This is a genomic window from Tsuneonella suprasediminis, from assembly GCF_003605755.1.
Lineage (GTDB): Bacteria > Pseudomonadota > Alphaproteobacteria > Sphingomonadales > Sphingomonadaceae > Tsuneonella > Tsuneonella suprasediminis.
In genome coordinates this window covers 106,333-129,143 of record NZ_RAHJ01000021.1, presented here as the reverse complement: position 1 = coordinate 129,143, position 22,811 = coordinate 106,333, and the positions used below count along the sequence as shown (strand labels likewise).

At 62.7% G+C, this 22,811-nt stretch carries 24 protein-coding genes; 11 read left to right on the top strand and 13 right to left on the bottom strand.

Going from position 1 to position 22,811, the window contains the following annotated elements:
* Positions 1-20: 20 nt before the first annotated feature.
* Entirely contained in the window at positions 21-926 is a 906-nt protein-coding gene (gene fmt / locus D6858_RS13600) for a methionyl-tRNA formyltransferase (RefSeq protein WP_120111643.1), read from the bottom strand.
* Between the two features lie 154 nt (positions 927-1,080).
* Between fmt and recR the strand changes: the two genes are divergently transcribed.
* The 4 genes from recR (at position 1,081) to D6858_RS13580 (ending at position 4,778) form a co-directional block, all read left to right on the top strand.
* Positions 1,081-1,677, top strand: coding sequence for a recombination mediator RecR (recR, locus tag D6858_RS13595; protein WP_120111640.1), 597 nt, complete (start codon positions 1,081-1,083; stop codon positions 1,675-1,677).
* Between the two features lie 206 nt (positions 1,678-1,883).
* Positions 1,884-2,447 (top strand): peptide deformylase, encoded by a 564-nt coding sequence (locus D6858_RS13590; protein ID WP_120111637.1) that lies wholly within the window; start codon positions 1,884-1,886, stop codon positions 2,445-2,447.
* A gap of 98 nt (positions 2,448-2,545) precedes the next feature.
* The gene (locus D6858_RS13585; protein WP_120111634.1) at positions 2,546-3,991 is read left to right on the top strand and encodes a DNA recombination protein RmuC; all 1,446 of its coding nucleotides are present in this window, start codon (positions 2,546-2,548) and stop codon (positions 3,989-3,991) included.
* A 37-nt stretch (positions 3,992-4,028) separates the two neighbouring features.
* Positions 4,029-4,778 (top strand): hypothetical protein, encoded by a 750-nt coding sequence (locus D6858_RS13580; RefSeq protein WP_120111631.1) that lies wholly within the window; start codon positions 4,029-4,031, stop codon positions 4,776-4,778.
* Positions 4,779-4,793: 15 nt separating this feature from the next.
* Here the strand turns inward: D6858_RS13580 and D6858_RS13575 are convergent, their stop codons facing one another.
* From D6858_RS13575 to D6858_RS13545, 7 genes are all read right to left on the bottom strand, one after another.
* Entirely contained in the window at positions 4,794-5,624 is an 831-nt protein-coding gene (locus D6858_RS13575; protein ID WP_120111629.1) for a TrmH family RNA methyltransferase, read from the bottom strand.
* Positions 5,624-5,902: an HPr family phosphocarrier protein gene (locus tag D6858_RS13570; RefSeq protein WP_120111627.1), complete on the bottom strand. Its 279-nt coding sequence runs from the start codon at positions 5,900-5,902 to the stop codon at positions 5,624-5,626. Before D6858_RS13570 ends, D6858_RS13575 begins: the two co-directional genes overlap by 1 nt.
* Positions 5,899-6,330 (bottom strand): PTS sugar transporter subunit IIA, encoded by a 432-nt coding sequence (locus D6858_RS13565; RefSeq protein ID WP_120111624.1) that lies wholly within the window; start codon positions 6,328-6,330, stop codon positions 5,899-5,901. Before D6858_RS13565 ends, D6858_RS13570 begins: the two co-directional genes overlap by 4 nt.
* A gap of 76 nt (positions 6,331-6,406) precedes the next feature.
* Positions 6,407-7,336, bottom strand: coding sequence for an RNase adapter RapZ (gene rapZ, locus D6858_RS13560; protein WP_120111620.1), 930 nt, complete (start codon positions 7,334-7,336; stop codon positions 6,407-6,409).
* A gap of 47 nt (positions 7,337-7,383) precedes the next feature.
* The gene (locus D6858_RS13555; RefSeq protein ID WP_120111953.1) at positions 7,384-7,809 is read right to left on the bottom strand and encodes an HPr kinase/phosphorylase; all 426 of its coding nucleotides are present in this window, start codon (positions 7,807-7,809) and stop codon (positions 7,384-7,386) included.
* 8 nt (positions 7,810-7,817) lie between these two features.
* A complete protein-coding gene (locus D6858_RS13550; RefSeq protein WP_120111617.1) occupies positions 7,818-9,398 on the bottom strand; it encodes a sensor histidine kinase in 1,581 nt (526 codons plus the stop codon).
* A gap of 30 nt (positions 9,399-9,428) precedes the next feature.
* Complete coding sequence (locus D6858_RS13545) at positions 9,429-10,190, bottom strand: response regulator transcription factor (protein ID WP_120111614.1); 762 nt, start codon at positions 10,188-10,190, stop codon at positions 9,429-9,431.
* A gap of 226 nt (positions 10,191-10,416) precedes the next feature.
* Between D6858_RS13545 and D6858_RS13540 the strand changes: the two genes are divergently transcribed.
* The gene (locus tag D6858_RS13540) at positions 10,417-12,036 is read left to right on the top strand and encodes a phosphoenolpyruvate carboxykinase (RefSeq protein ID WP_120111950.1); all 1,620 of its coding nucleotides are present in this window, start codon (positions 10,417-10,419) and stop codon (positions 12,034-12,036) included.
* 137 nt (positions 12,037-12,173) lie between these two features.
* Positions 12,174-12,494: a hypothetical protein gene (locus tag D6858_RS13535; RefSeq protein ID WP_120111610.1), complete on the top strand. Its 321-nt coding sequence runs from the start codon at positions 12,174-12,176 to the stop codon at positions 12,492-12,494.
* A 337-nt stretch (positions 12,495-12,831) separates the two neighbouring features.
* Here D6858_RS13535 and D6858_RS13530 read toward each other — a convergent pair whose 3' ends face one another.
* Positions 12,832-13,269 (bottom strand): DUF3597 domain-containing protein, encoded by a 438-nt coding sequence (locus tag D6858_RS13530; RefSeq protein WP_338067316.1) that lies wholly within the window; start codon positions 13,267-13,269, stop codon positions 12,832-12,834.
* Positions 13,270-13,643: 374 nt separating this feature from the next.
* On the opposite strand from D6858_RS13530, the gene D6858_RS13525 reads away from it, so the two are divergent.
* The gene (locus tag D6858_RS13525) at positions 13,644-13,850 is read left to right on the top strand and encodes a hypothetical protein (protein WP_338067315.1); all 207 of its coding nucleotides are present in this window, start codon (positions 13,644-13,646) and stop codon (positions 13,848-13,850) included.
* A gap of 35 nt (positions 13,851-13,885) precedes the next feature.
* Here the strand turns inward: D6858_RS13525 and D6858_RS13520 are convergent, their stop codons facing one another.
* Both D6858_RS13520 and D6858_RS13515 read right to left on the bottom strand, forming a co-directional pair.
* Positions 13,886-14,572, bottom strand: coding sequence for an energy transducer TonB (locus D6858_RS13520; RefSeq protein WP_120111602.1), 687 nt, complete (start codon positions 14,570-14,572; stop codon positions 13,886-13,888).
* 176 nt (positions 14,573-14,748) lie between these two features.
* A complete protein-coding gene (locus D6858_RS13515) occupies positions 14,749-15,405 on the bottom strand; it encodes an alpha/beta hydrolase (protein WP_102154380.1) in 657 nt (218 codons plus the stop codon).
* Between the two features lie 94 nt (positions 15,406-15,499).
* On the opposite strand from D6858_RS13515, the gene D6858_RS13510 reads away from it, so the two are divergent.
* From D6858_RS13510 to D6858_RS13500, 3 genes are all read left to right on the top strand, one after another.
* Positions 15,500-16,603: a cysteine desulfurase family protein gene (locus D6858_RS13510; protein ID WP_120111599.1), complete on the top strand. Its 1,104-nt coding sequence runs from the start codon at positions 15,500-15,502 to the stop codon at positions 16,601-16,603.
* Between the two features lie 256 nt (positions 16,604-16,859).
* The gene (locus D6858_RS13505) at positions 16,860-17,942 is read left to right on the top strand and encodes a cysteine desulfurase family protein (protein WP_120111595.1); all 1,083 of its coding nucleotides are present in this window, start codon (positions 16,860-16,862) and stop codon (positions 17,940-17,942) included.
* Complete coding sequence (locus D6858_RS13500; RefSeq protein WP_120111591.1) at positions 17,942-18,274, top strand: 2Fe-2S iron-sulfur cluster-binding protein; 333 nt, start codon at positions 17,942-17,944, stop codon at positions 18,272-18,274. The genes D6858_RS13505 and D6858_RS13500 overlap by 1 nt, the downstream gene beginning before the upstream one ends.
* A gap of 18 nt (positions 18,275-18,292) precedes the next feature.
* Here D6858_RS13500 and D6858_RS13495 read toward each other — a convergent pair whose 3' ends face one another.
* A complete protein-coding gene (locus D6858_RS13495) occupies positions 18,293-18,838 on the bottom strand; it encodes a type 1 glutamine amidotransferase domain-containing protein (protein ID WP_120111587.1) in 546 nt (181 codons plus the stop codon).
* 104 nt (positions 18,839-18,942) lie between these two features.
* Here D6858_RS13495 and parC point away from each other — a divergent pair, with 104 nt between their 5' ends.
* On the top strand, positions 18,943-21,231 hold the full coding sequence (gene parC, locus D6858_RS13490; RefSeq protein ID WP_120111584.1) for a DNA topoisomerase IV subunit A: 2,289 nt from the start codon (positions 18,943-18,945) through the stop codon (positions 21,229-21,231).
* Positions 21,232-22,133: 902 nt separating this feature from the next.
* On the opposite strand, the gene D6858_RS13485 is transcribed toward parC, so the two are convergent.
* Positions 22,134-22,676 carry a hypothetical protein gene (locus D6858_RS13485; protein WP_120111581.1) on the bottom strand — a complete coding sequence of 181 codons (543 nt, stop codon included), beginning with the start codon at positions 22,674-22,676 and terminating at the stop codon, positions 22,134-22,136.
* Positions 22,677-22,811: the final 135 nt, after the last annotated feature.

The following is a 22,811-nucleotide window of genomic DNA, read 5'->3' as shown; positions in this document are numbered from 1 at the left end:
TTGCGGATCGTCTCCGCCCATCACCCCACGGATGCCCCGGCAGGAACGGCTTTCCCCCGCAGGAACGCATCGACATCCATCGCCGGTTTTCCGGCACGCTGAATGCGGGTGGGGCGCAATGCGGCATATCCGCAGGCGATGGTCAGCGCATCGTCAAGCGTTGTGCCTGCCTTGCTTTCGCGGGCGATTACTTGCGCCTTCAGCACCTTGATGCGTTCTCCATCGAGTTCGAACCAGGCGCCGGGGAAGGGGGCGAAGGCGCGCACCTGCCGTTCGATAGCTTCTGCACCTTGCGACCAGTCGATTCTGGCTTCGGCCTTGTCGACTTTGGGGGCATAGCTGGCCTCCGCATCGTCCTGCGCTACAGGGTGCAGAACGGTCAGGTCTTCCAGTGTACCCGCCATCAATTGTGCGCCGATTTCGGCCAGTTCCTCGGTCAGTTCGCCTGCGGTCTTATCGTCTGTCGGAGTGCGCGCAGTGGCCAGCATCGGGCCGGTGTCGAGCCCTGCCTCCATCTGCATGATCGTCACCCCGGTCACCATGTCGCCCGCCAATATCGCCCGCTGGATCGGGGCCGCCCCGCGCCAACGCGGCAGCAAGCTGGCGTGGACGTTGAGGCAACCATACTTCGGCGCGTCGAGCACCGCTTGCGGCAGAATGAGGCCATAGGCGGCGACCACCGCCACATCAGCCTCCAGCGCAGCGAACTCAGCCTGCGCTTCGGCGTTTTTCAGCGAAACGGGATGGCGCACTGGAATGTCGCGGTTCTCCGCCTCGCGCTGCACGGGGCTGGGCTGCAGCTTCTTGCCGCGACCGGCAGGGCGGGGTGGCTGGGTGTAAGCGGCCACGATGGTGTGCCCCGCCTCGTGCAGTGCGACGAGCGAGGGGACCGCAAACTCGGGCGTTCCCATGAAGACTATACGCATACTCTCATACTCCTCCCTCCGGCACGGGAAGGGCTAAGGGCAGGCGTGTGCGGCGAACCAGAGGTGCGCCTGGCAAAACCCGCCCGTCTCCCCCCTTGGAAGGGAGAGGGGTTTTCGGTTCTCATTTCTCGCAATCGGCTCTATCTCCGGCAACATGGCATCGCAAGAGATCGAAACCCTCGCCTCGGCCCTCGCTCGTCTTCCGGGGCTTGGCCCGCGTTCGGCGCGGCGGGCGGTGCTGTGGCTGGTAAAGCGGCGCGAAACCGCGTTGCGCCAGATCGTCGATGCGTTGATCGAAGTGCAGGACAAACTGGTCGAATGCCCGATATGCGGCAATGTCGATACGCAGGCGCCCTGCGGCATCTGCGCCGATCCGCGCCGCGATCAGCGCGCGTTGTGCGTGGTGGAAGATGTGGCCGATCTCTGGGCGCTGGACCGCGCGAAGCTATTCACCGGGCGCTATCACGTGCTGGGTGGCAGGCTGTCGGCAATGGACGGGGTGCGACCTGAAGACCTCAACATCGCCGCATTGCTGGCGCGGGTGGAAGAGGGCGGGATCGACGAAATAGTGCTGGCGATGAATGCGACTTTGGAAGGGCAGACTACTGCCCACTATATCGCTGAAAGGCTGGAAGAATTCCCGGTCCGGATGACGCAACTGGCGCACGGCCTGCCAGTGGGAGGAGAGCTGGATTATCTGGACGAGGGAACTCTGGCGCAGGCGCTGCGGGCGCGGCGACCAGTGGGGTAACGGTTAGAGGTTTTCACACGAAGACACGAAGGCGCTAAGGTGTGGTGCCAATGTAACATATGTGGTTTGTCACCACCGACGAGACAATGAAAGCGGCTGCGCCGCAGGCCATTTTTCTTTCTTAGTGCCTTTGTGTCTTCGTGTGAGAAAAAGACGACCCCGAACCGACAGTTGCAGCCTACCGAACAAGCCCCTATCTGACGATCATGGCTATACGCGAAATTCTCGAAGTGCCGGATCCCCGGCTCAAGACCGTATCGACTCCGGTTACTCAGTTCGACGACGAACTGCGCGAACTCGTCTCCGACATGTTCGAAACGATGTACGATGCGCCCGGCATCGGCCTCGCTGCAATTCAGGTAGGCGTACCGCTGCGCGTGCTGGTGATCGATCTGCAGCCGGAAGACCCTGATGCGCCGCCGGTCGAATGCGATCACGATGGTCACAAGCACACCCATCCCGCAACGAAGAAAGATCCGCGGGTATTCATCAACCCCGAAATCCTCGATCCGGCGGATGAACTGGCGACTTATCAGGAAGGCTGCCTCTCCGTCCCCGATATCTACGCCGATGTCGATCGCCCGGCGACTTGCCGTGTGCATTATCAGGATATCGATGGTGTCACCCATGAAGAGGATATGGAGGGGCTTATGGCCACCTGCATCCAGCACGAAATGGACCACCTCGAAGGCATTCTGTTCATCGATCACCTGAGCCGCTTAAAGCGCAATATGGCGTTGAAGAAGTTGCAGAAACTGCGCGCTGCGTAACGCTTCTACTCCATAATTTTCCGCGATGTCCGCCGGTGATTGTGGGTAGACGGATTCAAGTACTGGCGTTCCCGGTCCGTTCCGCATAAGGTACGGCAATGGATCCGACTCTGCTTGCTCTTATCGCTTTGCTGTTCGGCCTTGTCATCGGCGTGGTGGCGGGCTGGTTTTTCGGTTCGCGCCCGGTGACCGAGTGGAAGGCGCGCCATGCGGAGCGCGATGCTGAGGCGCGGGAACTGGATGCAAAACATCTGCGGACGTTCGCCGATCTGGAGGCGGCGCGTGAGCGGGCGAGCCGCGCCGATGCGTTAACCAGCGAACTGCGAGACACTCGCGCCGCTCACGAGGTGGCGATGGACGAACTGCGCCGGGCCAATGGCGCGCTCAATGCCGAACTGGCGACGCTGAAAGAAAAGACCGCCAATTTCGACGAGCAGAAGCGTCTGCTGGTCGAAGCGCGCGATGCGATGTTGAAGGAATTCCAGAACACCGGTTCTGCGGTGCTGACCAAGGCGCAGGAGGCGTTTCTGGAACGGGCCAATGAACGGTTCGGCCATTCGGAAAAATCGTCGGAAGAAAAGCTCCGGGCTTTGCTCGATCCGGTTGGCAAGCGTCTGGAAGCGTATGAGAAACAGGTTGCCGCGCTGGAGGAAAAACGCACTGATGCATTCGGGCGGCTCTATCAGCAGATCACCGAAATGCAGCGTGGTCAGGAAGAGGTGCGGCGTGAAGCGCAGCGGTTGGGCAATTCGCTGACCAATGCGCCCAAGGCGCGTGGGCGCTGGGGTGAGCGGGCGTTGCAGAACGTGCTCGAACAATGCGGCCTGTCTGAACACACCGATTTCATCCTTGAACATTCGATCGATACCGAAGACGGACGACTGCGGCCCGATGCGATCGTCAATGTGCCGGGGCAGAAGAAGCTGGTGATCGATGCAAAGGTATCGCTCAACGCCTATCAGGCCGCATTCGAAGCGGATGACGAGAATGAGCGGGCCCGCCAACTCGACCTTCACGCAAAATCGATGCGCGGCCATGTGCAGACGCTCGGTTCGAAAGGGTATCAGAGCCAGTTCGATGACGCGCCTGATTACGTGGTGATGTTCGTGCCCGGTGAACACTTCGTCGCCGCTGCATTGGAGCACGATCCCGAATTGTGGGATTTCGCATTCCGTAACAAGGTGTTGTTGGCAACACCTACCAATCTTGTGGCGATTGCGCGGACCGTGGCGCAAGTCTGGCGTCAGGATACCATTGCGCGCGAGGCCGTGGAAATCGGCAAAGCCGGGGCGGAATTGTATGACAGGCTGGCGGTGGCCGCTGAACATTTAAAGCGGGTCGGCGGCGGCCTGGAAACCGCGGTCAACAACTACAACAAATTCGTTGGCAGCTTCGAACGCAATGTCCTGTCCGCTGGTAAGCGATTGCAGGAAAAGGGGATCGAGATCGGCAAGCGCGAGATTGACGATGTCCCGCTGGTCGAAGCAGCACCCCGTTATACAGTAGCCGATAGTGACGCAACGGCACAGGACGGCGAAGAATAGGTTGAATCGAGCAGCGATTGGCCGCTAGAGGTCGAACATGAAATACGCTCTGGGCATCGCATCGGTACTGGCTTTGGCACTGGCTGGGTGCAGCCAGCAGAATGCGCCCTCGGACAAGATCAAGAAAGCAGCGACCGACATCGTCAAGAAGGTCGATGGGTCGGCCGCGACGCCCGCACCCAAACTGGCCGAAGGGTCTTTCGCTCCGCAGGATGATTGCACAGACGTGCCCGGCGCGGAAGATTTTCTGAAGCAATTGCGCGCGGCGGTGAAGGCGCGGGACACCAATATGCTGGTCGCGCTGGCGGCGCCCGATGTGCAGCTCAATTTCGGCGGCGGCACCGGCACTGGCCAGTTGCGCGCCGAATTATCGAAGCGCGAATGGAGCCTTTGGGACGAACTCGACAAGCTCGCCGCGCTCGGCTGCGGTGTGAATAAACAGGGTGGTATCACTTTGCCGTGGTTTGCCACGCAGGATCTTGGTCTGGTCGATCCGGTCAAATCGATGATGGTCGTGGGCGAGAAAGTTGAAATCCACGCCGCCGAACCGAACAAGGCCGAAGGCAAGGGCAAAGTGCTCGAAGACATATCGTGGGATGTCGTGACACTGGCCGAGGACCTTCACCCGGAAGACGATTATCAGAAGATCGTCACGCGCGATGGCACCACCGGCTTCATCGCGACCGATTATCTGCGTAGTCTCAACGATTACCGGCTTGTGGCGTCGAGCCGCGATGGGAAGTGGAGCTTCACCAGCCTCAGCGCGAAACGCGATCCGGCGCCCTGAATTCGCGCCGCTGGCCTATTGCGGGTCGAGACAGGCCAGAACTTCATACGCCAGCACTGCACCGGCGACTGCTGCGTTGAGACTGTCCGCCCGGCCGCGCATCGGCATCGTCACGCGCAGATCGCAGGCCATTTCGTATTCTTCAGGCAGGCCGCGCGATTCGTTGCCTACCAGCAGAAAACAGGGTGCAGCATAGGCCGCACCGCGATAGGGCACGGCATCGCGCAGCGACGCGGCGACCAGTTGCCCGCCCTGTTCCGAACCCGGCCCGCCGCATAGCCAGGCAATGAAATCGTCCCACCGGGCCTGTGCGATGGCCTGAGTGAATACCGCGCCCATGCTGGCGCGCACCGCTTCGACTGAAAACGGATCGGCGCAATCGTCGATGAGGATCAGGCCGCCCGCACCGACCGCGTCCGCCGTGCGGAGCATCGTGCCAAGATTGCCGGGATCGCGCAGCGCCTGCGCCACCAGCCATATCGGCGCGGCGCTCCGGTCGATCCGTTCCAGCGTAGTATCGAATTCCGCGAACACCCCGGCCACAGCCTGCGGGTTGTCCTTGCCGGTGATTTTGGAAAGGATATCGACCCCGGTTTCGATCACGTCACCGCCTGCGGCCAGTACGTCCGCTTCCAGCGCGTCGAGCAGGGGATGCGGGTCGCGCCCGGTGGCCATCACCAATGTTTCGGGCAGCCGCCCGCATTCACGCGCATCGGTCAGCAGGCGTAGCCCTTCTGCCAGAAAACGCCCCTCGCGCTTGCGGTGTTTCTTATCGCGCAGGGCGCGCAGCGCCTTGACCGTGGGGTTGGAAAAGCCGGTAATCGTGCGGCGGGTGCCGGGCGTCATCAGTCCTCGCCGAAACCGCTGTCGATCAGAGCGCAGAGGCTATCGAGCACCTGATCGGCCTGTTCCCCTTCCACGATCACATCGACTGTATCGCCACGGGCCGCGCCGAGCATCATCAGGCCAAGGATCGAGCCGCCCGCGGCTTCGTTGCCTTCGCGCGCGACCTTGACTGAGCACCCACCGGGCAATTCGCTGACCGCGTTGACGAATTTGGCACTGGCACGGGCATGGAGACCCCGCTGATTAACGATGGTGCAGGTTCGCCGCACCGCGTTCATCGGCCGCCCCCGGCGGCGGCCCCGGCGGTGCCGCTACGCAGAAATTCGGAGGCGACAGTGATATAGGTTTTGCCGGCGTCGCGCGCGGCGAAAGCGGCATCGATCACGCCCATTTCCTTGCGCGCACCGGCAAGGCGGATCAGCATCGGCAGATTGATCCCTGCGATCACTTCCACCCGCCCGGCATCAAGCAGTGAAATCGCCAGATTGGATGGGGTGCCGCCGAACAGATCGGTCAGGATAATCGCCCCTTCGCCCGAATCGACATCGGCAATCGCCTTGGCGATTTCGCGGCGGCGCATTTCCATATCGTCTGACGGGCCGATGCAGATCGTCGCCACAGCTTCTTGCGGGCCGACGACGTGTTCCATCGCGCTCACAAATTCCTCGGCCAGATGGCCATGCGTTACCAGGATCATTCCGATCATGCGTGAGCTCTGGATTCTTGCCGTGGTGTCCATTGCGGCATCGTGAGTGACGCCGGGTTCCTGCGTTGCGGGATCGTCATGTCTGTGGCGTGCCTTCAATCTGATCGGCAGCCCGCGATCCCAGGTTGCGATGAATGACAGTGGGCGAAAATCCGCTGTCGCGCAAGACCTGAGCGATGGCTTCCGCAGTGTGAACCGAACGATGCCGCCCGCCGGTGCAGCCAAAGGCAAGGTTGACGTGCGCCTTCCCCTGTGCGGCATAGCGCGGCAGCAGCATCAGGATCAGGTCGCGAATGCGAGAGAATGCCTCATCCCACGCGGGATCTGCCATGATGTGCGCCGAGACGTCGTGATCCAGTCCCGTCTTTTCACGCAATCCGTCGACCCAGTGGGGGTTATCGAGAAAGCGCATGTCGAACACCAGATCGGACAGCGGCGGCATCCCGCGGGCAAAGCCGAAGCTGGAGACAGTTATGCTTATCTCGTCGCTTGGTGCGCCGGCAAACCGCTGGCGGATCGCCTGCTGCAAATCGTTGGTGGTCAGCGCGGTGGTGTCGATCACCATGTCCGACCAGCGCCGGAGCGGCGCGAGCAGTTCGCGTTCGGCCCGAATCGCGTCGATCACCGGGCGGCCCATCGCCATCGGATGGCGGCGGCGGGTTTCATTGTATCGCCGCTCCAGTTCGGCGCCGCTGCAATCGAGGAAGAGAGTAGAAATTTCCACCCCGTCCTGAGTGGTAAGCTGTTTAGCCAGATCGATAATTTCTTCGGGATTGAACCCGCGGGTCCGCGAATCGAAACCGATGGCGAGGCGTGATGGCGCCTCTTCCCCCAGACTCTTGCCGATCAGCCGTTCGAGCAGGCGAATGGGGAAGTTGTCGATTGCTTCCCAGCCAAGGTCTTCGAGAACCCGCAAGGTGGTTGTCTTGCCCGCGCCGGAAAGGCCGGTGACAAGCATGACTTCCTGCCCGGACGCAGGGCCTGAGAGATTCGATTCGTTCGTCATCGTTAACTACCTTGCGCGAACGCGCGACGCTTTGGAAGCCGTTGCAGTCAGGCCGTTTCGGTTCGGGGCAATCCATGCAGTGCAAGGGCATATTCGGCGCGAACGGCGCTGGCCGGGCCGCGCGGATCGAACGCCAGATGGGGGATCGGCAGATCGCCACGTGTCGCCTCTCCGGCCCGCTCGATATAACGGGGGGCATCTGTCGTCAGTGTCAGCGCCAGCGCCACTTGTGCGATGACAGTGGGTAGCGTGACAATCCCGACATTGCGGATTTCCAGCAATCCGGCGGTGTGCGGCGGCGGGGCAGCCCACAAAATAGCGCCCTGACGCGACAGGATCACGCCATCGTCCCCCACCAAAACTGCGCCACGATCGATCAGCGACAGGGCCAGACTGCTCTTGCCAATGCCCGGTTCTCCTTCCAGCAGCACAGCGCGCCCGCCAATCGCGACCGCGGTTGCCTGATGGAGCATGGGGGCGTTCATCGCTTGCGCGGTGCCAGCGGCAATTCGAGCACGAGGCGCGCGCCCTGATCGCCATCGATGCGGCTATGGGCCGTCAACGCGCCGTCGTGCGCCTCCGCAATGGTGCGGGCAATCGCGAGGCCGAGGCCTGAGTGCTGACCGAAATCTTCCGCATCGGGGCGCAGCGAGTGGAAGCGGCGGAATACCTTCTCGCGCGATTCTTCCGCGATTCCCGGCCCGTGATCGCTGACCGACAATTGCACAAATCGGTCATGCGTCCGCTCCAGATCGAGTTCGATGGAGGCACCGGGGGGTGAGAACGACACCGCGTTATCGAGCAGGTTTTCGATCACCCGTTCCAGCCTCACGGGCTCACCCATCACAGGTGCGGCCGACATGGAGGTGGAAAAGAGCAATGGGCGTCCGCCATTCTCGTCCCGCGCTTCGCGGCTGCCGATGATGTTGCGGATCAGTTCGACCAGATCGATGCGCTCGAATGTCGCCCGGCTCAATTCGGCATCGATCCGACTGGCTTCGGAAATTTCGGTCACGAGGCGGTCGATCCGCCGCACATCGTGCGCGGCGATATCGCCAAGCTGACGGCGCAGGGCGGGATCGTCCACTGTTTGCATCGATTCCAGCGCACTGCGAAGCGAAGCGAGCGGGTTCTTGATTTCATGCGCCACGTCGGCGGCAAAGTGATCGACCGCGTCAATCCGTTGGCGCAAAGTCTCCGTCATGTCAGCAATCGCGCGGGCAAGCTGGCCGATCTCGTCGCGCCGGGCGGGCATGCGCGGCACATCGACATAGCGTTCGCGCCCCTGTCGCACCCGCGTGGTGGCGCGCGCCAGCAAGCGCAGCGGCAGAACGATCGTGCGCGCCATATAGAGCGACAGCAGGATCGATATAAACAGCGCCAGCGCCACCGCGGTGACCAGTGTGGTACGCGCCTCGCGCACTTCCTGCGTAATATCCACCGCATTGCGGGTGGTCAGAAGTGTCGCACCCAGCAGGCCGACCGGGGCGGCGGTGTTGATGACGGGGGTGCCATCGGGCGCATCGCGCAACTGGATCTGCGTCAGGTTTTCTTCGCGCGCATGTTTGAGTTCGGGCCATGCATCGGCGCTGGGTTCGTCCGGCTCGACATAATCGGGGATCGGGGGCGCGCCGACGATTTTATCCACCGCGCGGTCGAGCCAGCGGGCGAAGTTTTCCTGCCAGGTTTCGTCCCCCGGCTTGTCGAACGCGAAGGAGGGCACATCCAGCGCGAAGCTGTCGGCCCACAGGCGCCCCTGTGCATCGTACATACGCAGCCGCATATGTTGTTCCTTGCCAATCTGGATCAGCAGGGTTTCCTGTCGCTCGCGCGATGCCCCGGCCAGCGCCTCCGCCGTGATCTGCGCTTCGATCCGGGCGAGTTTGTACCGCTCGTTCAGCAACTGCTTGCGATAGGAATCGAGGTAGAACACCCCGCCGCCCAGCAACAGCAGCGGGAGCAGGTTGATAATCAGCAGGCGCGGGGTGAGCGACAGCCGCCGTCCCGGTGTGAACCGGGCGAGGGTGGGCACGACACCGCTGCTTTCGGTATCGTCAGGCATGATATTCAGGCTTGGCGGCAGGCATGGCGATCAGGTGTCGGCAAAGCTGTAACCGGCCCCGTACAGTGTATCGATGGCGGAAAATTCGGGGTCCACTGAACGGAACTTGCGCCGCATCCGTTTGATATGGCTGTCAACCGTGCGGTCATCCACGAACACGTCATCTGGATAGGCCGCGTCCATCAGCTGATTGCGGCTCTTGATTACACCGGGGCGCACGGCCAGCGCTTCGAGGATGAGGAATTCGGTCACTGTAAGCGATACCGGCTCCCCGTCCCACGTCACCTGATGGCGGGCGGGGTCCATCGTCAGTCGCCCGCGTTCGACCACCGGGCCGCTGTCGCCCGAAGGGGGGGGCGCGATTCCTTCAGTGCGGGTGCCGGTGTTTGAGGCGCGGCGAAGGATCGCACGAATGCGCGCCAGCAACAAACGCTGGCTGAACGGTTTGGCGATGTAGTCGTCCGCCCCAAGACCCAGGCCGATCTCTTCGTCCTGTTCATCGTCCTTGCTAGTGAGGAAAATGACCGGGATGTCCGACTGCATGCGGACCTTGCGGAGCAGTTCCAGCCCATCCATCCGCGGCATCTTGATGTCGAACACAGCCAGATCGGGCGGGTTTTCCACCAACGCCTTCAGCGCGGCCTCTCCATCCGAATAGACGCGCGTGGCGAACCCTTCTGCCTGCAACGCGATCGAAACGGTGGTCAGGATATTGCGATCGTCGTCGACCAGAGCAATCGTCTGCCGGTCGTCGGCGGCGTGTTCGGCACTCACCTGTTCGTCAGCGTGCATTGTCCATTCTCCACTGGATACGTGGGTTAGCCGCTTCCGCACACGGAAACAACGCGCGCGATCCATCGGCGGAAAAACACAGCTGGGGAGGTTCGCACAGCAACGGTTTGACGGGAATCGCTTGGGCGACTATTGCCCCCGCCAATGCCTCGATGCATTCGTATGCACGGCCTCCGATACCGGCAGCCGCCGCAGCGTTCAGGAACCGTTTCTTTCGGAGAGAGAATTGACCACCCCGCTTGCCCAGACCCTGTCCGCACAGGGCATCGAAACCAATGCCACGATCAAACCCAATTTCGGTTCGGATCAACTGGTTGATGAAGCGATTGCCAACGGTGAAGGCCGTCTGGCCAAGCATGGGGCGCTGGTGGTTGAAACCGGCAAGCACACCGGGCGCAGCGCGAAGGACAAGTTCATCGTGCGCGATGCCACCACCGAAGATACGGTGCATTGGGGCAGTGTGAACGTGGGCATGACGCCCGAACACTTCGCCAATCTGAAGGCGGACTTCCTGGCTGCTCTGGGTGAGAAGGATACGCTGTACGTCGCTGACCTGTTCGGTGGCTCCCAGCCGGAATATCGCGTGAACGTGCGCGTTATCAACGAACTGGCGTGGCACAACCTGTTCATCCGCACGCTGCTGGTGCGCCCGACAGAAACGGAACTGGCCGGTTTTTCGCCCGAATACACGATCATCGATCTGCCCAGCTTTCGCGCCGATCCGGCGCGCCACGGTTGCCGCAGCGAAACGGTGATCGCGGTCAACTTTACTGAAAAGCTGATCCTGATCGGCGGCACCGCCTATGCCGGTGAAATGAAGAAGAGCGTGTTCGGCATTCTCAACTACTTGCTGCCGCCTCAGGGTGTTATGCCGATGCACTGTTCGGCCAATATCGGTTCCGATGGCAAGACGGCGGTGTTCTTCGGCCTGTCGGGCACTGGCAAGACTACACTGTCAGCGGATGCCAGCCGCACGCTGATTGGCGATGACGAGCATGGCTGGTCCGACACCGCGGTCTTCAATTTCGAAGGTGGCTGCTACGCCAAGATGATCCGCCTGTCGGCAGAGGCTGAGCCGGAAATCTACGCCACCACCCGGATGCGCGGCACCGTGCTGGAAAATGTGGTGATGGATGAAAACGGCGAGCTCGATTTCGACGACGCCTCGCTGGCGGAAAATTCACGCGGGGCGTATCCGATTGAATTCATCCCGAATTCGAGCGAGGACAACCTCGGTCCGGTGCCCTCGAATGTCATTATGCTGACCGCCGACGCATTTGGTGTGCTGCCTCCGATCGCGCGGCTTACGCCTGAGCAGGCGATGTATCACTTCCTGTCGGGCTACACCGCCAAGGTGGCCGGCACCGAAATCGGAGTGACTGAACCGGAAGCGACATTTTCCACCTGTTTCGGCGCACCGTTTATGCCGCGCCATCCCAGCGTTTACGGTAACTTGCTGAAACAGCGGATTGCCAAGGGCGGGGTGCAGTGCTGGTTGCTCAACACCGGATGGACCGGCGGTAAATATGGTGTCGGCAGCCGCATGCCGATCAAGGCGACTCGCGCTCTGCTCAATGCCGCGCTTGATGGCAGCCTGAACGATGTTGAATTCCGTAAGGATCCGAATTTCGGGTTCGAAGTGCCGGTGAGTGTGCCCAGCCTCGATACACTGGGTCTGGACAGCGCGATCCTCGATCCGCGTTCGACATGGGCCGATGGCGAGGAATACGACCGGACTGCACAGAAACTTGTCCAGCTTTTCGTGGACAATTTCGAACAATTCGCCGATCATGTTGATCAAGGCGTGCGCGATGCGGCCCCATCGGGCGCGGAAACTGTTGCGTAATACTGGCTGTCGGGGTTGATCCCCGCGCCGAGAGTTGGAGAGGAGGGCCCCACCCGGGAAACCGGAGTGGGGCCTGTCATTTCAGAGCAATATTGTTCGGCAATCCTGCCGGGCGATCATATTCAGGAGAAAGCACAATGGGTCTTTTCGATTCTATCCTTGGCCATGCGACCAATCACCCGACCGTGACTAACATGGCGGAAAAGCTGGGAATTGACCCTGCTCTGGCGGCGAAGGCCGTTGCCGCGCTGGGTGAAGCGCATCAGATGGAAGGCGATACGGTTGAGCTGGCTTCGGCCAAAACCGGCCTGTCGACCGACATCATGAGCCAGATCAAGGATGCCATCGGCGGCGAAGGTTCGCTGACCGAATTCGCCAACATAATCGACCGCGATGGTGATGGTAACCCCTTGAACGATATCGCGGATATGGCCAGCAAGTTCTTCGGTAAGAAGTAACTTCGCGGCGGCTTGTCCGCCACAAAGGGCGCTTCCTTTCCTCTGTTGAACAATTGGGGGTGGGAAGCGCCCGACTCGCCAAAATGGCGCGCGAGGGCTGACGATGGCGGAGCGCGTTCCGCAAACCTCGTCCGGGTGTTCGGTGCTGCGGGTAAGGCGCTGATGATGCAGCCAAATATGCTGCATCCGCACCCGCTGCAACCGGGACGGAAGCACACCGCTTCACCTACACCTTCACCACGATATCGTTGCGGTAACACGTTGTTTACAGGGCGGAAAACTCTCTAATACGGGCCGCCTTTACGGATAGTGGTGGAATCGCGCCCCACATACCCCGTCAGTCGAGGAATTCCGGCGGGATTTTGCCGCCATTGCTGGCCAGACCCTGCATCACCTTGCGATGCAGCCACACGTTGTCTTCCGCCGATCCCGAATAATCGGGCCGACCCAATTCCTGAGCCAGCAATTTGCGGCTTTCGAAATCGGCATCGATGCCGACCAGTTTCATGAGATCGACAATCGAGGTGCGCCAGTTGAGATGATCGGCACCCGGCATCGAATCGAGCGTGTTTTCGATATCGACCACGCGGCTGCGATCGGGCGGCGGATTGCCCGCGTTGGCAGATGGCGGCGGCGCGGGGGCCGGTGGAGTCGATCCGGGGGGCTGCGTGGTATCGACGGTTGGCGGCGGGGCGGATGTCGGCTGCGATCCGCCTTTCCGCCCGAAGATCACATCGCGAATTTTGCCGAAAATGCCCATGACACTATCTCCCACGCGGAAGCAGACCTGCGCTGACCGCTCTGGGATGAATCGCTCGATGCGCCGGAAGGTTCCGCTGCGCCTTCGACTGCGCCAGGTCCAGGGACCATTACTGACACCGTTGAAGTTTGAAGCAAGATAGCCCGGCGCAAGGACAAAGGGTGCAGGAATATGCCAATATTTCCAAACCTTTCGACGCAGCGATGGGCCATTTCGGCCAAATCCCGCAACCCGGCTTGATGGGTGGGACGTCCAAATGGCTTCCATCTCAACCCAATCTGCCCCTGAAAAGGCAGATAACCTTCCCGGCGAGCAGTTTGGCCGAATATGTTCGCCATTTGGACGCCGCAATGGTGACAGTAAGGGGTCCTGAGCCTAAGGCGGGGGCGATGATGTCGACTGCTCTCTCGCTCGCCATGCTGGTTTCGCTCGCGCTGATTGGCGGGGCGTTTTATCTGTGGCGCAGGCCCGGTTACCGGCGGCAGGCGGTGCTGATGCTGGTCGCGGCGGCGGTCGCGCTGTTCAACGTCGCGATATGGACGCTGCCCGATGGCGAGGGGCGTTCGCCAATCGGGCAGCTTGCAACCGGGCAATAACCTGTCTGCCCTGTTGCGGGGGGATCGGATGGCGATCAGTCGGGAATTTTCCATTCGACCGCGCTGGCGAAAGTGCTCGCCACCGCTTCGCCGTTGCCGTCTTTCGCCGGTTTGAATTTCGCTCTCCGCGAAATCAGCGCGCACGTCGCGTTGTCGAGTTCGCGATGCCCGCTCGATGATGTGATCGTGCAGCCGGTCACTTGCCCGCTGGCGGAAATGTCGAGCCGGAACCGTGCCACCCCGGTCAGTTCCTGCCGGATCCAGTTGGAACGATAATCCGCGTCGGTAATCCATGACCCGGCGTTGTTGCGCGGGGCAGCGGCGACGGGTTTGAAGCGATCGACCTTTGGCCCTGCCGATGCACTGGGCGTCGGCCCCGGAACCAGACTGGGCAGGTCGAGCGGCGGTAGAATGACGTCGCTCGTTTCCATCGGCGTGCGGGGGCCGAGTTCGATGGGGGCTTTGGGAACGAAAGGCGCCGGGGCCGGGGCGATCTGCGGCGCGGTATCCTGCGGTTCCACTTTGGGCTGCGGCGGGGGTTCGACCGGCGGGATTGGCACGGGATCGACGATGGTTTCCCCGACCAGTTTGGGCAGTTTTTCGACAATCCCGGTAAAACTCAGCCCCGTAACCAGCGCGTATCCCAATGCGGCGTGAACCGCGATAACCCCGGCGACCGCGCCGGGCCGGTCTTTCCATGTGGTGTGCGTAGCGTATGCCATGACAATGCTCCTCTCCGGGTATTCCCCTCTGCCGAGGGGGCACCGGCGGGCATTGCTGGCCGGGTCACTCGGGAGAACGGCTACCAAGCAGAATGTTACATCATCACGTCATTCCGGCAAGCGCAATCGCGTTGCGGGATGCAACGTAAGCGATTGGCTTAGTGGGATTTATCCGATCAGCGGATCGGGCAGTCGGGCGAAAGCCGGAAGTCGAGATAGTTGTCGACCGCCGCCATCATCTCGTCATTCTCGTTTTCGAAGAAGTGATTGGCCCGCGGAATCTCGTCGTGGTGGATGGTGATATGCTTCTGCGTCCGCAGTTTCTCCACCAGCTTGGTCACCGCGCCGGGCTGCACCACGGTGTCCGCCGCGCCGTGCACGAAGATGCCGCTGGCCGGGCAGGGGGCGAGGAACGAAAAATCGTACATGCTGGCCGGGGCGGAGATCGAGATGAAGCCGCGCACTTCGGGGCGGCGCATCAGCAACTGCATCCCGATCAGCGATCCGAAGCTGACCCCGGCGACCCATGTCGTCTGCGCTTCGGGATGGATCGACTGCACCCAGTCGAGCGCGCTGGCCGCGTCGCTCAGTTCCCCGATGCCGTTGTCGAAGCTGCCCTGACTGCGCCCGACGCCGCGGAAATTGAACCGCAGCGTGGCAAATCCGCGATCGACGAAAGTCTTGTAAAGCCGCTGAACAATCCGGTCGTTCATCGTGCCGCCGCCCTGCGGGTGCGGGTGGAGGATCATGGCGACGGGTGCGCGGGGGCGCGGTCCGGGGCTGAAACGGCCTTCGAGGCGACCCTCGGGGCCGGGGAAAATCACAGTGGGCATGGTTCGACCTGCTCGAATTTGGATACACGCCAGCGCGCGGGTGGCGCAGCGCAAGGTTGCGGCTATATAGAGTGCTGACGCGAAATCGCAATTGATGACGACATCTCGAATCTATCTCGACCACGCCGCCACCACTCCGCTGCGGCCCGAAGCGCGCCGCGCGATGGAGCACGGCTTTGCCCAATGGGCCAATCCCAGCAGCCCGCACAGCGAAGGGCGCAGGGCGCGCGCTCTGCTGGAAGATGCGCGCGAACGGCTGAAGGCGGCGCTGAATTGGGATGGCGAGGTGATCTTCACCGGCGGCGCGAGCGAAGCGGCGGCGCTGGCGTTCGACACTGCCAATGTGGTGCAGGATATTGCCACGGCGGTGGAACACGACGCGATTCTGCGTGGCGACCATGTCGACTGGACAATCCCGGTGCGTCCCGATGGCACCGCCAACATGCAACTGATCGCCACCCGCAGCGAACGGCCGGTGGAAATCGAAGGGCACCCGGAAAACCGCACACTGGTGGCGGTGCAGCACGTCAATTCCGAAACCGGCAACCGCCAGCACATCGGTTTTGCGGCAGAGCTGGTGCACGACAACGGCGGCCTGTTGCTGGTCGATTGCGCGCAGAGCGCGGGCAAGTTCGCGGTGCCGAAAATGGCCGATATGGCGATTATCTCCGCCCACAAATTCGGCGGGCCGATTGGCGCGGGTGCCTTGCTGGTGCGCGATTATGCCATGCTTCACGCCAGCGGCGGGCAGGAACGCGGTTATCGCCGGGGGACGGAAAACCTGCCGGGCATTCTGGGCATGGTCGCCGCGCTGGAAGCGTGCGAGGAACCCTATGTCGCGCCCGATGTGCTGGCCCCGCTCGATGATTTTGCAGAGGCTGTGCGCGCGGCGGGCGGTGTCTGGCTGTCGGACAGGCTGGCCGATCCCACCCCCTATATCCACGCGGTTGCCATGCCGGGGATTTCCGGTTCGGCGCAACTGATGCGGTTCGATATGGCAGGCATCGCGGTCAGTCAGGGCAGCGCCTGTTCGTCGGGCACGATGAAGCGCAGCCACGTGCTGACCGCGATGGGGCTGGCAGACGATCTGGCCGATCGGATGATCCGCATCAGTTTCGGCTGGACCACCACCCGCGCCGAAGTCGAACGGTTCTGCGAGGTGTGGCTCGACATGGCGCGGACGGGGCAGCGCGCGTGAACGTGCTGTTGCTGCCAATGGCTGCGTTCGAATGCAGCGGGGAGGGGGAGGTTTCCGATTCGTCGCAGAATTTGCTCCGTCGCCCCGGCCCGCGAGCGGGGGGTGCGAAGAATAGCTGGACCCCGGATCAGGTCCGGGGTGACGTTGGAAATTGGGGTGGACGGCTTGCCAAAAACTCCACCGTCACCCCGGACCTGATCCGGGGTCCAGCTTCCTCCGATCCAGCTCCCTCCGACGTAACGCCTGAAGGCGACACATGATCTACCTCGATTATCAGGCCACCACCCCACTCGCGCCAGAGGCACGCGAGGCGATGATGCGCTGGCTCGACGGGCCGGGGGGCGACGGGTTCGGAAATCCGCACAGCCCGCACCGCATGGGCCGCATGGCGCGCGCGGCGATAGAGCTGGCGCGCGAACAGGTCGCCACGCTGATGCCGCCGGGCGGGCGGGTGATCTTCACCAGCGGCGCGACCGAGGCGCTCAATCTCGCCATTCGCGGTACTGGGCGCGGGCTGGGCGGCAGCGTGGCGGTTTCCGCCATCGAACATGCCGCCGTGCTCGATACCGCGCGCGATCTCGGTGGCTGTCACGTGCTCGGCGTGAATGCACGGGGGCAATGCGATCCCGATGGTACGTTGCCCGGCGACACCCGGCTGGTCGCGGTGATGCAGGTCAACAACGAAATCGGGACGATCCAGCCGACCGCCGACTGGTATGTACGGGCGCGGGCGGCAGGCGCGCTCTGTCTGTGCGATGCGGTGCAGGCCTATGGCAAAGTGCCGCTTGCCGCCGCCGATATGATCGCGATCAGCGCGCACAAGTTCCACGGGCCGAAGGGCGTCGGCGCGCTGTGGCTGCGCGACGGGGTCGATCTGGCCGAAGTGCAGACCGGCGGCGGGCAGGAATTCGGGCTGCGTTCGGGCACGCTCAGCCCGGCATTGATTGCCGGGATGGGCGCAGCGGCGCAGCTCGCGCGCGAACGGATGGAGGAGGATGCCGCGCATATCGCCGCGCTGTGGCACCGCGCGCGCGATCTGTTTGCCGACTGGCAATTGAACGGCAGCGCCGATGCGCGCTGGCACGGCAACCTCAATATCCGGCGCGACAGGCTGGATGTCGCCCGGCTGATGAGCGATTGCCGCAACGTGATGTTCAGCGCCGGATCGGCCTGCGCCAGCGGATCGGGGCGGCCCAGCCATGTGTTGAAAGCCATCGGATTGAGCGATGCCGCTGCAAAAAGCTCGATCCGGCTGGGCTTTGGGCGCTATACGACGATGGCAGAGATCGAACAGGCCGCCGAACTGATCGGGGCGGCGGCGAAAGCACAGGATATCTGATGGTCAAGGTCACTTTCGTCACCGCTCTGGGCGATAAAGTTGCGGCAGACGGCGAACCGGGCGAAGAACTGCTGCGCGTGGCACAGGCCGCCGGGATGCCGCTGGAGGGGACATGCGAAGGGCAGATGGCCTGCTCCACCTGCCATGTGGTCGTCCGCCCCGACTGGTTCGACAAACTGCCCCCGGCGAGCGAGGACGAAGAAGACATGCTCGACCTCGCCGCCGGAGTCGCCCGCACCAGCCGCCTGTCCTGCCAGATCGTGCTGACCGCCGAAATGGACGGACTCGAAGTCCGCATTCCGGCGGAAAGCCACGATATGCGGCGGCTGTAGGGGGCGGGGGGCTGAGGCCTACGCCGCTTCGGTCACTTTCGCTTCGTTCAGGGCGGCGATCAGGGCCTGGCTGAAGGCGGGGATGTCGTCCGGGTTGCGGCTGGTGATCAGGTTGCCGTCGCTCGATACTTCGGTGTCGACGACCGTGGCGCCGGCGTTGCGCAGGTCGGTGCGGATCGATGGCCAGCTGGTGACAGTGCGGCCTTTCACGATCCCTGCTTCGGCCAGCAGCCAGGGGCCGTGGCAGATCGCGGCGATCGGTTTGCGCGCGTCGTCGAAATCCTTCACCAGTTGCACCACGCGATCGTCCATCCGCAGGATATCGGGGTTCATCTGTCCGCCGGGCAGCAGCAGCGCGTCGTAATCGGCGGCGGATACTTCGCTGACGTTGAGGTCCACCTTCACCGGCGCGCCCCAGTCCTTGTTATCCCAGCCTTTGATCTCCCCGTCTTCGGGGCTGACGACGACGGTTTCGAAGCCCGCCTGTTCCAGACTGGCCTTGGGTTTTTCCAGTTCCGACTGTTCGAAACCGTTGGTGGCGACAATCATTACGCGTTGGGGCATGTGTGCTCTCCGTTTCATTTGTTCGCTATTGCCCAATCAATGCGTGGGATAAGCTGCACGTTCCGCGTTGAGCGATACGCCGTGGCGGTGATAGGGCGAGTGTCATGGCCGATATTCTCGATACCGATAAAGACCCGTTCGACGCGATCGTCGACGCTCCGTTCGATTCCGCGCTGAGCGAACGATATCTGGTCTATGCCCTGTCCACCATCACCGCGCGGTCGCTGCCCGATCTGCGCGACGGGTTGAAGCCGGTGCATCGCCGCCTGCTGTGGACCATGCGCCAGTTGAAGCTGGACCCGACCAACGGGTTCAAGAAATCCGCCCGCGTGGTGGGCGAAGTGATCGGCAAGTATCACCCCCACGGCGACACCGCGGCTTACGATGCGATGGTGCGTCTGGCGCAGGATTTCAGCCTGCGTTATCCGCTGGTGGAGGGGCAGGGGAACTTCGGCAATATCGACGGCGATAATGCGGCCGCGTACCGTTATACCGAAGCGCGCCTGACCAAAACGGCGATGCAACTGATGGCCGGGCTGGACGAAGGCACGGTCGATTTCATCCCCACCTACAACGGGGAAGAGCACGAGCCGGAGCTGATGCCGGGCCTGTTCCCCAACCTGCTGGCCAACGGGGCGAGCGGGATTGCGGTGGGCATGGCGACCAATATCCCCAGCCACAATGTCGCGGAAATCATCGATGCCACGCTGGAGCTGATCGACAACCCTACGGTCGAGCACAGCCGGTTGATGGAACTGTTCCACGGGCCGGATCTGCCGACCGGCGGCCTGATCGTCGACAGCCCGGACATTATTTCCAGGGCTTACGAAACCGGGCGCGGCAGTTTCCGCATTCGGGGCCGTTTCCACGCGGCGGAGGCCGAGAAGGAAGAAGATCGCACTGCCGGGATAGAGCGGCTGGGCGGCGGGCAGTATCAGCTCGTCATCAGCGAAATCCCCTATCAGGTGCCCAAGGGCAAGTTGATCGAACAGATCGCCCAACTGATCGCGGACAAGAAGCTGCCGATTCTGGAAGACGTGCGCGACGAAAGCGACGAACAGATCCGCATCGTGATCGTGCCGCGCAACCGCAATGTCGATCCCGAACTGCTGAAGGAATCGCTCTATAAACTGACCGATCTGGAAACCCGTTTCGGGCTTAACCTCAACGTGCTCGACGCCACCCGCACACCGCTGGTGATGGGTTTGAAGGAACTGCTGGGCAACTGGGTCGCCAGCCAGATCGATATCCTCCAGCGCCGTGCCCAGCACCGGATGGAGGCGATTGCGCGGCGGCTGGAACTGGTCGAAGGCTATATCATCGCGTTCCTCAACCTCGACCGGGTGATCGAAATCATCCGCACAGAGGACGAGCCGAAGCCGGTGATGATGGCCGAATTCAACCTGACCGACCGGCAGGCCGAAGCGATCCTGAACATGCGGCTGCGTAGCTTGCGTAAGCTGGAGGAAATGCAGCTTCGCGGCGAACGCGACGATTTGCTGAAAGAGCAGGACGATCTGGAAAAACTGCTGGCATCGCCCGCCCGGCAACGCACCCGGCTGAAACGCGATCTGGCCGATCTGCGCAAGGATTATGCCGAAGACACCGCGCTGGGCCGCCGCCGCACGACGATTGCGGAGGCCGCGCCGACGGTGGAGTTCAACCCCGACGCGATGATCGAGAAAGAACCGGTCACGATCATCCTGTCGCAACGCGGCTGGGTCCGCGCGGCCAAGGGGCACGTGGCGCTGGATCAGGAATGGAAATTCAAGGAAGGCGACGGCCCGGCCTTCGCTCTCCACGCGCAGACGACGGACAAGCTGCTGATCGCAGGCGACGACGGGCGGTTTTTCACGCTGGGGGCGGATAAATTGCCCGGCGCGCGCGGGTTCGGTGAACCGGTGCGCGGCATGGTCGATATCGACCCGGAGGCGCACATTGTCGCCGCGCTGGTTTACAAGCCGAAGGGGCAATTGCTGCTGGCGGCGACCAACGGCAAGGGCTTTGCTGCCGAGATGGACGAATTGCTGGCCGAAACCCGCAAGGGGCGGCAGGTGGTCAACCTCAAACCCGGTGTGAAACTGCGCGTCGTGCGCGAGATAGAGGGGCCGCACGATCACGTCGCGGTGGTGGGTGACAACCGCAAGCTGGTGGTGTTCAACCTGGAAGAACTGCCGGTGCTGTCGCGCGGGCAGGGGGTGACGCTGCAACGCTATCGCGATGGCGGGTTGAGCGACGCGATCACTTTCCGGCTGGAAGACGGGCTAAGCTGGGCAATGGGCGGCGAAACCGGCCGCACCCGCACCGAAGAGGAAGTGTGGCAATGGAAAGTGGCGCGCGGCGCCGCCGGCCGGATGCCGCCACGCGGTTTCCCGAAAGACAACCGCTTCTGATTGCTGGGCAGTGGGGGCGCTTCCGGCAACCCGCTCCCACTCGTCATTGCGAACGCAGTGAAGCAATCCATGGCCGGGCGTTCCGCCCATCGCGCCGGTTGTGGTGGGGGCTGACGGCGGTCCATGGATTGCCACGTCGCCTCCGGCTCCTCGCAATGACGAGGAGGGGTGAAGGCACGTTCTCGCTGGGGGGGGGGCGCACCCACCTCTCCGTTCGTCATTGCGAACGCAGTGAAGCAATCCATGGCCCGACGGTTCTGCCCATCGCGGCGGTTGTGGTGGGGGCTGACGGCGGTCCATGGATTGCCACGTCGCCTGCGGCTCCTCGCAATGACGAGGAGGGGTGAAGGCACGTTCTCGCTGGGGGGTTTCGCACCCACCTCTCCGTTCGTCATTGCGAACGCAGTGAAGCAATCCATGGCCCGACGGTTCTGCCCATCGCGGCGGTTGTGGCTGGGGGCGATGGCGCTCCCTGGATTGCCACGTCGCCTGCGGCTCCTCGCAATGACGAGGGGGGGTGGATGGCACTGCGCCCGCTCTCCCGCCGCCCCGGCACTCACCTACCACTTCGTCATTGCAAACGGAGTGAAGCAATCCATGGCCCGACGGTTCTGCCCATCGCGGCGGTTGTGGTGGGGGCGATGGCGCTCCCTGGATTGCCATGTCGCCTGCGGCTCCTCGCAATGACGAGGGGGGTGTGGATGGCATTACGCCCGCTCTCCCCGTCGCCCCGGACTTGATCCGGGGGCCGCTTTTCTTCTGGCGCGGCACTGGCAGAAGTGGGCCCCCGGCTCGTGGGCCGGGGTGACGTTGGGCGGGGTATCGCAATGCGGCTTCCGCCATACAAAACGGGCCGGACGCGCATTCGCATCCGGCCCGCTGTTTGTCGCTGAATGCCTGCGTTATTCAGCTGTGCCCGTATCGGCGGCCGCTTCGGCACCGGCGCCACCCTTCGCCGCGGCGGTAAGCTGTTCTGCGGTATAGCGGGCCATCAGCGCGCCATTGGCATCGACCGCGAAAGTATCGCGCTTGAGAGCCACCGGTCCATCGGTGGTTTCCAGCACGACATCGTCGCCTTCCACCGATTTGACCGTACCGGCGGGCTTGCCGTCGGCGGAATTGACCGCGGCACCGGCGATCAGCGCAGTATCGCGTGCCTGTGCCGCCGCTGCGAGCTGAGCGGAGACCATTTCATCGAGCTGCTGCTTGGTCACAGTGATGGTCGGGCCCTTGTCGCTTTTGCCGAAAGCATTGGCGGGCAGGGGGGCCTTGTGTGTGCCGGTATCGAGCACCACGACGCCGCCCGAAACGCTCGTCACTGTGCCGACGACGTTACCTTCGGGGCCATAGACAGTCGCCCCGGCGGCAACTTCCTGAGCGAAGGCCGCACCCGGCAGGGCGGCGGTGGCAAGGGCGGCGGCAAAGGCCAGCTTGGCAAATTTCATATGGGTACTCCGTTACACTTCAATCACGATGCCGGGCACACGGGTTACCCCGCTTCAACCGGCAAAACTGTAAATGCACACACGGCAGGGCACGGGGCCCTGCAAATGCTTCGCCAGGCGAAGCGGCAACCGCCG

Excerpts from the sequence above, each read along its gene's own strand:
- D6858_RS13590 (WP_120111637.1), top strand. The coding sequence starts at position 1,884 with ATGGCTATACGCGAAATTCTCGAAGTGCCGGATCCCCGGCTCAAGACC.
- D6858_RS13570 (WP_120111627.1), bottom strand. The coding sequence starts at position 5,902 with ATGAACGCGGTGCGGCGAACCTGCACCATCGTTAATCAGCGGGGTCTC.
- D6858_RS13545 (WP_120111614.1), bottom strand. The coding sequence starts at position 10,190 with ATGCACGCTGACGAACAGGTGAGTGCCGAACACGCCGCCGACGACCGG.
- D6858_RS13520 (WP_120111602.1), bottom strand. The coding sequence starts at position 14,572 with ATGGCATACGCTACGCACACCACATGGAAAGACCGGCCCGGCGCGGTC.
- D6858_RS13495 (WP_120111587.1), bottom strand. The coding sequence starts at position 18,838 with ATGCCCCAACGCGTAATGATTGTCGCCACCAACGGTTTCGAACAGTCG.
- D6858_RS13510 (WP_120111599.1), top strand. The coding sequence starts at position 15,500 with ATGACGACATCTCGAATCTATCTCGACCACGCCGCCACCACTCCGCTG.
- D6858_RS13485 (WP_120111581.1), bottom strand. The coding sequence starts at position 22,676 with ATGAAATTTGCCAAGCTGGCCTTTGCCGCCGCCCTTGCCACCGCCGCC.
- D6858_RS13535 (WP_120111610.1), top strand. The coding sequence starts at position 12,174 with ATGGGTCTTTTCGATTCTATCCTTGGCCATGCGACCAATCACCCGACC.
- D6858_RS13515 (WP_102154380.1), bottom strand. The coding sequence starts at position 15,405 with ATGCCCACTGTGATTTTCCCCGGCCCCGAGGGTCGCCTCGAAGGCCGT.
- D6858_RS13500 (WP_120111591.1), top strand. The coding sequence starts at position 17,942 with ATGGTCAAGGTCACTTTCGTCACCGCTCTGGGCGATAAAGTTGCGGCA.
- rapZ (WP_120111620.1), bottom strand. The coding sequence starts at position 7,336 with ATGACGAACGAATCGAATCTCTCAGGCCCTGCGTCCGGGCAGGAAGTC.
- D6858_RS13575 (WP_120111629.1), bottom strand. The coding sequence starts at position 5,624 with ATGACGCCCGGCACCCGCCGCACGATTACCGGCTTTTCCAACCCCACG.
- D6858_RS13580 (WP_120111631.1), top strand. The coding sequence starts at position 4,029 with ATGAAATACGCTCTGGGCATCGCATCGGTACTGGCTTTGGCACTGGCT.
- fmt (WP_120111643.1), bottom strand. The coding sequence starts at position 926 with ATGCGTATAGTCTTCATGGGAACGCCCGAGTTTGCGGTCCCCTCGCTC.
- D6858_RS13550 (WP_120111617.1), bottom strand. The coding sequence starts at position 9,398 with ATGCCTGACGATACCGAAAGCAGCGGTGTCGTGCCCACCCTCGCCCGG.
- D6858_RS13555 (WP_120111953.1), bottom strand. The coding sequence starts at position 7,809 with ATGCTCCATCAGGCAACCGCGGTCGCGATTGGCGGGCGCGCTGTGCTG.
- D6858_RS13565 (WP_120111624.1), bottom strand. The coding sequence starts at position 6,330 with ATGATCGGAATGATCCTGGTAACGCATGGCCATCTGGCCGAGGAATTT.
- D6858_RS13525 (WP_338067315.1), top strand. The coding sequence starts at position 13,644 with ATGATGTCGACTGCTCTCTCGCTCGCCATGCTGGTTTCGCTCGCGCTG.
- parC (WP_120111584.1), top strand. The coding sequence starts at position 18,943 with ATGGCCGATATTCTCGATACCGATAAAGACCCGTTCGACGCGATCGTC.
- D6858_RS13505 (WP_120111595.1), top strand. The coding sequence starts at position 16,860 with ATGATCTACCTCGATTATCAGGCCACCACCCCACTCGCGCCAGAGGCA.
- D6858_RS13585 (WP_120111634.1), top strand. The coding sequence starts at position 2,546 with ATGGATCCGACTCTGCTTGCTCTTATCGCTTTGCTGTTCGGCCTTGTC.
- recR (WP_120111640.1), top strand. The coding sequence starts at position 1,081 with ATGGCATCGCAAGAGATCGAAACCCTCGCCTCGGCCCTCGCTCGTCTT.